Genomic DNA, 11,802 nt, shown 5'->3' with positions numbered 1-11,802 from the left:
AGTCTGTAGAGCGACCATAAGACCAGAACAGATTTACTCTGTTAAGGCAGGTGCGGAACCCCGCAAGGGAAAGAAGCAGAAACCTAAATCGTGAGGTTTGGGAATCACCGTCCGTTTACGGCGGTGAGGATGTCAAAATCTTTCCGTATAGCTCTGCGACCTCTATTAATCAGGCTACATCATCGAGAAGGGGATCGGGCATTAGTCAACCCCTTCAAGAAATAAAAATTTTTTGGGCTAGTTTGTTTCAAATCGCTCAAGATTCTAAGTTGTCATCTACAATGGAATTAGCGGAGACGAAAGTTTCCGTTCACTCCTCACACCACACTCCGTCCGGACAATGTTCGGGCGGTTTCTTATTGAACATACTCGATCTCTACAAATTCCCTGTTACACTATATGATCAAAGATTTCTTGGAATCTTTTTGCGTTCAAATGTACTACCATATGAGGGACATCACTTGTCTAAACGTTATTTGTTCACCTCCGAATCGGTGACAGAGGGACATCCCGATAAAATTTGTGACCAGATTTCCGATACTATTCTCGATGCTCTGTTATCCCAAGATGACCACAGTCGTGTAGCGGCTGAAGTGGTTGTCAATACAGGGTTAGTCTTGATTACTGGTGAAATCACCTCGAAAGCACAGGTTCATTTCGTCGATTTAGTTCGCAAGAAAATCGCTGAAATCGGCTATATCAACGCAGATAACGGCTTTTCCTCGAATAGTTGCACCGTTTTAGTCGCTTTAGACGAACAATCTCCCGATATTTCCCAGGGGGTCACGGCTGCTCAGGAAAATCGCGAACTTCTCAGCAATGATGAACTCGATAAAATTGGTGCGGGAGACCAGGGTATTGTCTTCGGTTTCGCTTGCAATGAAACCCCCGAATTTATGCCCTTACCGATTAGTTTAGCCCACCGCATCGCTCGCCGTTTAGCGGCAGTCAGAAAAACGGGTGAACTGTCCTATCTGCGTCCCGACGGTAAAACGCAAGTATCGGTCATTTATGAAGATGGTCGTCCCGTGGGTATCGATACTATCCTTGTTTCTACCCAACACGATGCTACTATCGGCGATATCACCGATAATGATCTCGTCCAACAAAAGATTAAAAGTGATCTCTGGGAAGCGGTAGTACAGCCGGTCTTCAGCGATTTAGAGATTAAACCCGATGCCAATACCCGTTATCTGGTTAATCCCACCGGAAAATTCGTCATTGGTGGACCCCAAGGCGACGCGGGATTAACGGGACGGAAAATTATCGTCGATACCTACGGTGGCTATTCTCGTCACGGTGGCGGCGCTTTCTCCGGTAAGGATCCTACCAAAGTCGATCGCTCCGCGGCCTATGCTTGCCGTTATGTGGCCAAAAATATCGTCGCTGCTGGTTTGGCCGATAAGTGCGAGATTCAAGTGGGTTATGCGATTGGGGTAGCTCGTCCGGTGAGTCTCTTCGTGGAAACCTTTGGCACTGGCAAAGTCGCTGATGATGTGATTCTGGACTTAATCAATAAATACTTTGAACTCCGTCCGGCCGGTATTATCCAAACCTTTAACCTGCGCGGTTTACCCAGTGAAAGAGGCGAGCGTTTTTACCAAGAGGTGGCCGCTTATGGTCATTTTGGTCGCAATGATCTCGATTTACCCTGGGAACAAACCGATAAAGTCGCTATCCTCAAAGAAGCTTTGACTTCTGCGCTGGTATAGGGTTAAAAATTAACTGAAAATTTTGATTCAGGAATAGAGTTTCAGGCTCTATTCCTTTTTTGGACGGTTTTTAAACAGAAAAAGCTATATTTATCAGTAAATCGAATCTGTCTTTCTGTTTGTGTTCTTTGTGCCTTTGTGTTTATCCTTAACTCTTATGGGATAACCGGACAGCAAAAGGTTTAGTTTTAAATATTGATGATACTTTCAACACTTTAGCCTCCCTATTCTCTGGGTCTTCTTGTAGCTAAAAAAAGCTCACCTGTTATACTAAATACGTTGAGTATAGGCTACTTATGAGGAGAGGCACTCATGCAAAAGGCAATAGGCAATAGAGTGAATAAATAATCATTCTTTAATAACAGGATTTAGTGTTATTTGTTGATGAGTGAAGATGAATATAGCGTTTCTCATCAAGATGAAGTGTAACCTGATTGGGTAAGGAAAACTTCCCATCTCACCAATAAGATAACTGCTATATAGTTAAAATTGACAACTTAGGTTAAGATGATGCTAGGTTTCACCAGTTAAAGAGCTATGGATAACAAAGTTCTCGACGTTCGCCATCTCACCGTTGAATTTTCTAATCACAAAAGAACAACAGTCGCCGTTAATAACATTAGTTTTAGCTTGCAGAAAGGTCAAGTTCTCGGTTGTGTGGGGGAGTCGGGTTCGGGAAAATCCGTCACCTCCCTCGCACTCATGGGACTGGTTCCCTCTCCGGGAAAAATTACCGGGGGAGAAATTTGCTTTCGTCCGGCAAAAGGTCAGTCAATGCAAGCAGTAGATTTATTATCTATTCCCCCAGAAGAATTGCGTTATTATCGCGGGGGAGAAATGGCGATGATTTTCCAAGAACCAATGAGTTCTCTTAATCCAGTTTATAACATCGAGTTTCAAATTACCGAAGCAATTTTACTGCATCAAAAAGTCAGCACTGAACAGGCAAAAAATCAAGCAATCTCTCTACTGCAAGAAGTGCGCTTATTACCCAGTGATGAACAGTTAGAGGAGAAGTATATAGAAACTTTTCCCTTAGAAAATAAGGGTCATGTCAGAGAAAAAATTAGAACTTATATTCAGGAACAAAAAGAGGTAATTCTTAAGCGTTATCCTCACGAATTATCGGGGGGACAATTACAAAGGGTAATGATTGCCATGGCGATTTCTTGTAATCCTACTCTATTAATTGCCGATGAACCAACCACCGCTTTAGATGTGACTGTCCAAGCAGAAATATTAAGATTATTACGAGATTTGTGTAAAAGCGATCGAGAAATGTCAATGGTTTTTATCTCCCATGATCTAGGAGTTATTAACGAAATTGCCGATCAAATTGTCGTGATGTATCAAGGAGAAATTGTCGAACAGGGAACTAAAGAAGAAGTATTAAATTATCCCCAACATCCCTACACAAAAGGTTTACTTGCCTGTCGTCCACGCTTAAACTCTCGTCCCGAAAAATTGCCCACCGTCAGCGATTTTTTACAAGTGGAAAAAGACTCTCAAGGTAAGATTATTGAATTACAGGAAATTACTCCACCGGCAGTTAAATTTATTACTCTCCAAGAGGAAGAAAGCAGAATTGAAGGTTTACAGAATCACGAGAATATTTTATCGGTAGAAAATTTATCGGTTAGATTTCCAGTTAAGGGAGTTTTCGGGCAAGTAAAGACCTTTTTTAATGCCGTAGATCAGATCAGTTTTACCGTTAAACAGGGGGAAACCCTCGGTTTAGTCGGTGAATCGGGCTGCGGGAAATCAACCCTAGCAAGGACAATTCTGCGCTTAATTCCTGCCACTTCTGGAAATATCTATTTCCGAGGAGAAAATCTCGCTAAATTAAACCCCAGCGATCCAAAATTAAGATTACTGCGACGGGAATTACAGATAGTTTTCCAGAATCCCTACAACTCCCTGAATCCCCGTTTATCCATTGGTAAAGCAATTTTAGAACCGCTGGTTATTCATCATACTGGCGGCAATTCCCAAAAGCAACGTGAACGAGTAGAATATTTATTAGAACGAGTTAAACTTGATCCTAATTGGTTTGATCGCTATCCCCATCAACTATCAGGAGGACAACGACAAAGGGTGTGTATTGCTCGCGCTTTAGCCTTAAATCCTCAGTTTATTATCTGTGATGAATCTGTCTCTGCTTTGGATGTTTCCGTGCAAGCGGGAGTCTTAAATTTACTCAAAGAATTACAGCAGGAATTTAATCTCACTTATATCTTTATTTCCCACGATTTAAGTGTTGTCAGATTTATGAGCGATCGCATTATGGTGATGAATAAAGGTAAAATTGAGGAAATGGGTACAGCTAACCAAATTATTAACTCTCCCCAAAGTGATTACACCCGTAAACTTATCGCTTCCATTCCCCAATTTACCGAAAGTCTTGCTAGTTAAAATTAGCCATCAAACCGAAAGGATTAGCTGCCTCTAATTGTGCCGATAAACCTAACAAAGTGATTTCATCGGCAGGTTTACCAACTAACTGAATTCCCACGGGTAAACCCTGACTATCCACTCCTGTGGGTAAAGCAATCGCGGGTAAACCACTCGCATTAGCAATGGGAGAAGGGGCAATCCAACCAATCATCTTATTAACCGCTTCTTCCGGTGGTAAATTTTCCCACTCACCAATTCCGGGGGGTTGATGTAGGAAAATGGGCAAAAGTAAGACATCAAAATTATCAAATATCGCCACAATTTGCCGCGAAATAACGTGCATCTGCCGCACCGCTTGCAGGTATTCCCCAGCGCTGCCAGAATTGTCTAATAACCATTGATTAAGGGGACTTAATAACTCCTTCGGAATTCCCGTCGCCGCCGTACCCGCTTGCCAAATAAGGCTAAAAGGAGCGATTAAAGCCTGTAAATCGGGAGAATACTCCGTTAAATGATGCCCCATGTCCTCTAAATTTTTAGCCGTCTCGATAACAGCATTTTTATAGACGGAAGCCGCTTCGCCGAAGGGGGATATGGAAGTAGAAAAAGCGATTCTTAGGGGTTTTACGCCTCTTTTGGTGGCTTCTAGGAAAGAAAAGGCTGGATCGGGTAGCCAGTAGGGATCGCCCGTCGTATAGCCCGAAATCACGGTAAGCAGCGCCGCCCCATCTGCCACCGTCTTAGAAAGAGTGCCGTTAGTGGCGATACCGCTTTGAAATTCTCCCACCGGGGCATAGGAAACGCGCCCGCGACTGGGTTTTATCCCCACCAAACCGCAACAACCCGCCGGAGTACGCACCGAACCGCCACCGTCGGAACCCTGGGCAATCGGGCAGAAACCCGCCGCTACAGCTGCCGCTGCCCCGCCACTAGAACCTCCTGCGGTATAATCGCGGTTGAAGGGGTTACGAGTCGGCAAAAAACCCGGATTTTCGGTGTAGGGAAAGGAACCTAGTTGGGAAGTGGCAGTTTTGCCCAGAAGGATAAAACCCGCCCTTTTGATTCTGGTGACGATTCCTTCATCGTACTGGGCAATATTTCCCCGGAGGGCGGCGACTCCGTAACTAACGGGCATTCCAGCGACGGCATTTAAGTCTTTAATGGCGGTGGGAACTCCAAAAAAAGGCGGTAATTCGGCAGTATCGGCGATTTGACTTAATTGTTCCGTTTGGGCGCTGGCGGTTGCTAGGGCGCTTTCCCCAGCGACATGGACAAAACTACCAATTTGACAGTCAAATTTCTCAATTCTGTCGAGGTATAAATGGGTTAATTCTAGGGGGGAGATTTGTTTAGTGCGAATCAGTTGGGCTAATTCTAGGGCAGATTTTGGCAATAATTCATCACTCATGAGCGATCGAGGTAAAATAGGTAAGTGAAAATAATTATATTCTTTAATGATAGAGATGGTTTTAAAGGAAAATTGAAGTAAAAATTTCCCTATCCCCTATCCCCTCTTGTCTTGGAAAATTATGACTCCACAGTTAATTGAAATTCTCTCGGCTGACGAAATTCGTCGCACTATTACCCGTTTAGCTTCCGAAGTTATCGAAAAAAGTGGCGATTTGCATAATTTGATTTTGATCGGTATCTACACGCGAGGAGTGCCTTTAGCTAATTTAATTGCTAGTCAAATTGAAAGCTTAGAAGGGGTAAAAGTTCCCGTGGGAGCGATCGATATTACCTTCTATCGCGACGATCTCGATCGCATTAAAACCCGCACTCCTGCTAAAACCAAAATGCCCCTAGATGTCACGGGAAAAACTGTGATTTTAGTCGATGATGTTATCTATAAAGGTCGCACGATCCGCGCCGCTTTCAATGCTATTATTGAGTATGGCAGACCGCAAAAAATCCGCTTATTAGTGTTAGTTGATCGTGGTCATCGGGAATTACCAATTCACCCGGATTTTACAGGCAAAAAACTACCCACCGCAGCCGAGGAACAGGTAAAAGTTTATCTACAAGATATTGACGGCAAAGATGGGGTGGAATTAATCAAATAAACAGGAGTTAAGACTATTAGTCAGGACGGGAAGTCGTGACTAATCCCCAGAGGAAAATAAACACGATCGCACCGAGAATAGCGACAAAAATGCCCGGTATGCTTAAGGTAGAACCCGCTAGGGCAAAACTGCCAGTTTGAATCAAATTTAACAGAGTTCCCCCCACAAAAGCCCCGATAATTCCTAGCAAAGTCGTGGCCAAAATACCACCCCCCTGTCGCCCAGGATAAATAGCTTTTGCGATCGCACCAGCAATAAAGCCCAAAATTATCCAAGAAATGACATTAATCATGATTTTAATCCCGTTCAGTTAATTTTGTCTTTAATGTTTTCGATTGCGTCCTGGGCGGCGTTTTTCATGTCCTCCAACAAATTTTCTGCCTTATCTTTGACATCAGCTGCCACGTTCATTGCCGCTGCTTGTACCTGCTTTAATTCTCCTTCTGCTTTCATTTTCTCGTCGCCAGTTAATTCTCCAGCAGCCGATTGTACTTTCCCCTCGACATTTTTGGCAGCCGCCTTCATTTTGTCTTCGATGCTCATAAATTTTTCCTCGGTTAAGAAATTGTTATTATTATTATAACACAAATGCGGTAATTACTGCCCTTTAAAAACGTAAATAAATCTTAAGTTTTTGGGAATATAGCGGTTCTCGCATATGTGCGGCACACTTAAACCTTTGCTGATTAAGCTGCTCAGGATCGGCAATGTACCTCTTGTGAATCAGAAACGCTATAATTATTATTGGTTTCGCCATTGGAATAGATCTATATCTGGCCAGGCTTGCGCTTATTGTTTGTTAATTTTTTTGCCGTTTAAAAAACTGAACAAATTTAACCATCGAATCACCAGAGCCTGCTGAAGCTTTCAGCCTCTATATATTTGCTAAATACAAAAATAATCTATTTTTAGGGCAAGGTAAAAGCAGCAATTACGGGATAATGATCGGAAGGAATAAGATTCAACCAACGAGAACGATCGACTTTTGCCCAATCTAACTGCAAACGGCTATCATAATAAATTGTATCGATGGCTAAATAAGGGTTATCAGTGTAATTATTAAAGCTCATTTGTTCGGCTAATTCCAAATCTGCTAAAGCGTCCTTTAATTTAATTTCTGACTGGAGAGGTTGAGTTAAAATCTGACGGGGTAATTGCTGAGAATTAACATTAAAATCACCCGTTAAAAATAGGTAATCTTTTGTCAAATCTAGTTGACAAAAATGCTCTTGTATGCACTTAGCCCCTAAGTCCTTAGCTTTGTCGCTATAGTAATCGAGATGGGTGTTATAAAACTGCAAAGTTTGCCCCTCAAGAGTGCGAAATTTAGCACCTGTTACCATGCGGGGATAAGGATTACCCCAAGCTTCAGTGATACTGCCAATAATATCGGGAGTTTCCGATAGCCAAAATTCGTATATTTCTAAACATTTTAACCGACTTGGTTGATATAAAATCGCACAATGTTCATCTAATCCTGTCCCCCTGCGATCGCTGCCTAAGCTTTGGTATTTTGGCAATAAACGGTGTAGATCCAATAATTGATTAGCGCGAGCTTCCTGAGTACCAATTATATCGGGAGAATAGTGAGCAATTAAAGCCGCTACTGCTTCCCTTCTTACTCGCCAATTACGCTCATCGGGATCGGGTTTATCGTAGCGAATATTAAAGGACATTGCTGTTAGTTTCATAGGAAAATGGAGAATGAGGAAGGGAATAGGAAGTGGGGAGTTTTTTCAGTGAACAGTAAACAGTAAACAGTAATCAGTAAGCTGAAAACTCACATCTGATAACTGAAAACTCACATCTGATAACTGAAAACTCACATCTGATAACTGATAATTAATTATCAGGATTTTTTGGCAATTGTCCAAAAGGGAAAAGTTTGACTGGGATTGATGATAACTCCCGTGATGCCATTGCGAGCAAAAGCGTATTCCTTGGTTTGCCAAAGCGGAATATAGGGAACTTCATCGGCGAGAATTTCTTGAATTTTGCCAAAAATTTGCTTTCTTTTGGCTGGGTTACTTTCCCGACGGGATTGTGCGATTAATTGATTCATTTCTTGACTATAAAAAAATGAGCCTTGACTTTGCGATCCTCCCTCTTCGCAGCCAGTGTCTGGGGAACCTTTAGCACAATCTAAAAAGGGATAAATATAGTTATCTGCATCCAAAAAATCGGGATACCAATTAGATAGGGCAGTGGTATAAAGTCCCCGGCCAATATTACGGAAAAATGCCGCTCCTAGGATACTATTGGGTTCAAATTGAATACTATTATCTAAATCGCGTTTTGATAGGGCTTTCAGCACTGCCGCTACAGTGCTGGAAGTGATCGATCCCGAGGAGTGCCAAACTTCTACAATTGCGGGTTTTTCTGGACTATAACCAGCAGTTTTTAGTAATTGTTTGGCTTGCTCTATATTATGGTTGCCATAGCGCTCTTTAAACACCGGTTGTGACTCGGAAAAAGTAGTAGGAATGAGACTAAAAAGAGGTATGCCTTGACCTTGTAAAATGCGATCATTAAGTAAATCTCGATCGACTAGAGAAGCAATGGCTTGTCGCACTAAAATATTATTGGTGGGTTCACTTTTGAGATTGACGCTCATAAAGTTAATTGCTGCTCCAGAAGATTCGATCGCTTGCCATTTTCCCTGGGCTGCTTCTGTGCGTAATTTTCTCACTTGAGGAGGCAGTAAAGATTGATAGGCAATATCCACCGCTCCCGTTTGAAAACCGTTGAATAAATTGGCAGGATTCGAGAGATAAATTTGCACATTAACTCCCTTATTTTTGGCTGGTTCTCCCCAATAGCGATCAAAGGCTTCTAAACTAAAAGAATCGCTAGTAACTGCTTTTAATTGATAATGTCCTGTGCCGATAAATTCTTCTGGTTTGAATTTACCCTCGCCAATTTGATAAAATTTTGGTGAAACCGCACAGGCTCCGGGATAAGCTAAAAGAGCGGGAAAAGCGGCAAAAGGTCTGGTTAATTTAATAGTAATTTCGTCTTCTTTGCTGGCGGTGATCCTATCAATTGTATCCCGCAGAAGAAAGGAAGGTTCGCCACCATTTTTGATAAATCTTTCTAAGGAAAACTTCATCGCCTCTGCGTTAAAAACCGTGCCATCATGAAAGATAACTCCCCGACGTACTGGGATAGTATAAGTCAAACCATCGGGGCTAATTTGGGGTAATTCCGTGGCAAGGAGAGGGTTTAAATTAGTGGTTCCTTCGGCGTAGGTGTAGAGAGTTTCACCGAGATTATAAATAATAAAAAGTCCTGCTAACTCATAACTATCGGCAGGATCGAGCGAGCGCGGTTTTAGGGTTGTCCCAATTATCAGGCGATCGCTATCTCCCTGGGGTAAATTGGAATTAGTGGACTGACAGCCCACGGTCAGAAGAAGACAGAGGCAAAATAAACTTAAATAGTGGTAAAGTTGGCGTAAAGGTTTCATCGAGGGCGATTAACGGCAGCTAGGTATCAATCAATCCTATCATTTTTGTGCATAGTCTTTTCTTCTAGGTTCCCTTAAGGAAGTAGATTGATTGCTTAATTGGTTGGGTAAAATTCTTCAATAACTGGACTGATTACCCGGACAATTAAATTAAATTTTCCGGTCGAGAATGGCAAAAACTTGATAAATTTGGTCAAGAAGAAGATCCAGGGCAGCAAAGGTGTTAAATGGTTCAGAATAGCTGGAGCTATGGAGGCCGATAAACAGGGGAATGAGTAAGATTTTTCAATCTAGATCAGGTTCCAGCAACTAATTAGAAACTCATCTTCTTTTATCTATCAGCCATTTAGGTTAATCCTGTCCCTTCTAAACAAGCTCGATCGAAAATTGCCCCCGTGGTTACTGCCGAGGTTAAACTAGCACAAAGAAGATTGGCATCAGTAAAATTTGTTCCCCGTAAAACCGCCCCGAAAAAAATTGCTTCCTCTAAATCAGTTGCCGACAGATCTGCCCCAGAAAGATTAGCGCTAGTAAAATCCGCTTGGGTTAAAATCGCCCCGACAAAACTCACTCCCCGGCCATCGACACCGCGAAAATCCGCCCCGGACAAATCTAGATGATTAAAAACCGCCCCGGCTAAAAAAGCGCCGGCCAAACTTGCCCCAGTCATGATCGCATCGAGGAGAATTGCCCCGCGTAAATCGGCATTACGAAAATCTGCTCCCCTTAAATTTGCCCCTGTCAGGTCAGCACCGCGTAAATTTGCCCGTAAATTCGCCCCTGCTAGGTCTGCACCCGCTAAATCAGCCCCTGCCAAATTCATGCCCGCTAAATCTTTTATCTCACCCTGACGAATTGCTAATAAATCAATACTGGGAAAAGTCATGGTCAGCCACGGTTAAATACTGTAAAAATATCTTAGAATATTCGTAAACCTTTGTTAAGAAAGCGCTCCATGTCCCTAGAGCTATTATCCCTAGAAAATATTGAAGAAATCGCCCACCAATACGGATACTGGGCAGTATTTATCGGCATCACCCTGGAAAATACGGGGATTCCCATCCCGGGAGAAACCATCACCATTGTGGGCGGCTTCCTTGCCGGTAGCGGTGATTTGAACTATTGGTTAGTTTTAGTCAGCGCAATTACAGGAGCAGTTTTAGGCGATAATTTCGGCTATTGGCTCGGTCGCGCTGGGGGTTGGCCGTTTTTGTTAAAAGTTGGCAAATTCTTTCGGATTCCACCTCAAAAACTAGAATTAGCCAAGGAACAATTTAGTAAAAATGCACCCCGGGCGGTCTTTTTCGGTCGCTTCGTGGCCCTGTTAAGAATCTTTGCAGGTCCCATGGCGGGAATTGCCCGAATGCCCTACGGTCGCTTTTTCCTCTGTAATCTCGGTGGAGCAACGGTGTGGGCGACGATTATGGTGACATTATCCTTCTTTTTAGGCCGTTTGTTCCCCTTGCACCAATTAGTTAGTTCTATGGCTCGTTTTGGTATCTTGGCTTTAATTATCGTCCTGGCCTGGACAATTATCCACCCCATCCTTGAGTCACGGAAAACGACAGTTTAAGCCCAGAAGAAAGCGGTTATCAGAAATAACCGCTTCGGGAATTTGACAAGAATCTCTTTAACGTTCGCGGCGCCCGAAGTTTTTGCGCTCACCGCCGCCACCACCACCAAAATTATCTTCTCTGGGACGAGCTTTATTGACTTTCATCTGTCGTCCCATCCATTCGGCCCCGTCAAGAGTTTCGATCGCTTTTGCTTCTTCCTCATCGGAGGACATTTCCACAAAAGCAAAACCGCGCATTTTACCCGTTGCTTGATCTACGGGCAAGTAAACGCGACTAACCGTGCCGTATTCAGCGAATACACCGTGCAAGTCCTCTTTCGTGACTTCATAAACCAGATTACCAACGTAAATTGTCATCGAAAATTTTGGGTCTGAAACCCCGTCGTTCTACGACGGCTTTACCGTTAAATATTAGCACATTTACGGAATATATGCTAAAATTCTCCCCATGGAAAAAGCCTATTGGTTCCGATTTTACCCCACACCAGAACAAGAGTCGCTATTGCGGCGCACTTTGGGCTGTGTAAGATTAGTTTACAATAAAGCTCTCCATCTCAGAACAAAAGCATGGTACGAAAAGCAAGAAAGAGT

Annotated in this window: 12 protein-coding genes; 5 read left to right on the top strand and 7 right to left on the bottom strand. The window is 43.0% G+C overall.

The features are described from left to right. The first annotated feature begins 461 nt into the window (after window positions 1–461). Complete coding sequence (metK, locus tag IM479_RS09570; RefSeq protein WP_287078331.1) at window positions 462–1,712, top strand: methionine adenosyltransferase; 1,251 nt, start codon at window positions 462–464, stop codon at window positions 1,710–1,712. 537 nt (window positions 1,713–2,249) lie between these two features. Next, window positions 2,250–4,124: an ABC transporter ATP-binding protein gene (locus tag IM479_RS09565; protein WP_287687860.1), complete on the top strand. Its 1,875-nt coding sequence runs from the start codon at window positions 2,250–2,252 to the stop codon at window positions 4,122–4,124. On the opposite strand, the gene IM479_RS09560 is transcribed toward IM479_RS09565, so the two are convergent. After that, window positions 4,117–5,514 (bottom strand): amidase, encoded by a 1,398-nt coding sequence (locus IM479_RS09560; RefSeq protein ID WP_287687858.1) that lies wholly within the window; start codon window positions 5,512–5,514, stop codon window positions 4,117–4,119. The genes IM479_RS09565 and IM479_RS09560 overlap by 8 nt on opposite strands. 121 nt (window positions 5,515–5,635) lie before the next feature. Between IM479_RS09560 and pyrR the strand changes: the two genes are divergently transcribed. Further along, complete coding sequence (pyrR, locus tag IM479_RS09555; RefSeq protein WP_287687856.1) at window positions 5,636–6,169, top strand: bifunctional pyr operon transcriptional regulator/uracil phosphoribosyltransferase PyrR; 534 nt, start codon at window positions 5,636–5,638, stop codon at window positions 6,167–6,169. A 16-nt stretch (window positions 6,170–6,185) separates the two neighbouring features. Here the strand turns inward: pyrR and IM479_RS09550 are convergent, their stop codons facing one another. The 5 genes from IM479_RS09550 to IM479_RS09530 all read right to left on the bottom strand — a co-directional run bounded on the left by IM479_RS09550 (window position 6,186) and on the right by IM479_RS09530 (window position 10,521). After that, window positions 6,186–6,461 (bottom strand): GlsB/YeaQ/YmgE family stress response membrane protein, encoded by a 276-nt coding sequence (locus tag IM479_RS09550; protein ID WP_502845714.1) that lies wholly within the window; start codon window positions 6,459–6,461, stop codon window positions 6,186–6,188. A gap of 14 nt (window positions 6,462–6,475) precedes the next feature. Beyond that, entirely contained in the window at window positions 6,476–6,712 is a 237-nt protein-coding gene (locus tag IM479_RS09545) for a CsbD family protein (RefSeq protein WP_052278120.1), read from the bottom strand. 365 nt (window positions 6,713–7,077) lie between these two features. Further along, window positions 7,078–7,860, bottom strand: coding sequence for an endonuclease/exonuclease/phosphatase family protein (locus IM479_RS09540; protein WP_286825798.1), 783 nt, complete (start codon window positions 7,858–7,860; stop codon window positions 7,078–7,080). 158 nt (window positions 7,861–8,018) lie between these two features. Further along, window positions 8,019–9,635 (bottom strand): ABC transporter substrate-binding protein, encoded by a 1,617-nt coding sequence (locus tag IM479_RS09535; RefSeq protein WP_287687854.1) that lies wholly within the window; start codon window positions 9,633–9,635, stop codon window positions 8,019–8,021. 346 nt (window positions 9,636–9,981) lie between these two features. Continuing rightward, window positions 9,982–10,521 carry a pentapeptide repeat-containing protein gene (locus IM479_RS09530; RefSeq protein ID WP_287687852.1) on the bottom strand — a complete coding sequence of 180 codons (540 nt, stop codon included), beginning with the start codon at window positions 10,519–10,521 and terminating at the stop codon, window positions 9,982–9,984. 69 nt (window positions 10,522–10,590) lie between these two features. On the opposite strand from IM479_RS09530, the gene IM479_RS09525 reads away from it, so the two are divergent. Then, complete coding sequence (locus IM479_RS09525; protein WP_286825803.1) at window positions 10,591–11,208, top strand: DedA family protein; 618 nt, start codon at window positions 10,591–10,593, stop codon at window positions 11,206–11,208. A gap of 57 nt (window positions 11,209–11,265) precedes the next feature. Here the strand turns inward: IM479_RS09525 and rbp are convergent, their stop codons facing one another. Then, a complete protein-coding gene (gene rbp, locus IM479_RS09520) occupies window positions 11,266–11,568 on the bottom strand; it encodes an RNA-binding regulator (RefSeq protein ID WP_286825795.1) in 303 nt (100 codons plus the stop codon). Between the two features lie 91 nt (window positions 11,569–11,659). Here rbp and IM479_RS09515 point away from each other — a divergent pair. Beyond that, window positions 11,660–11,802 (top strand): helix-turn-helix domain-containing protein (locus IM479_RS09515; RefSeq protein ID WP_287699382.1); only part of this gene is annotated, 143 nt, incomplete at its 3' end.

Source organism: Microcystis sp. M165S2 (assembly GCF_020245885.1).
Classification (GTDB): domain Bacteria; phylum Cyanobacteriota; class Cyanobacteriia; order Cyanobacteriales; family Microcystaceae; genus Microcystis.
Note: the sequence above shows the minus strand (reverse complement) of the source record. Positions and strands in the feature narration are given on the sequence as shown.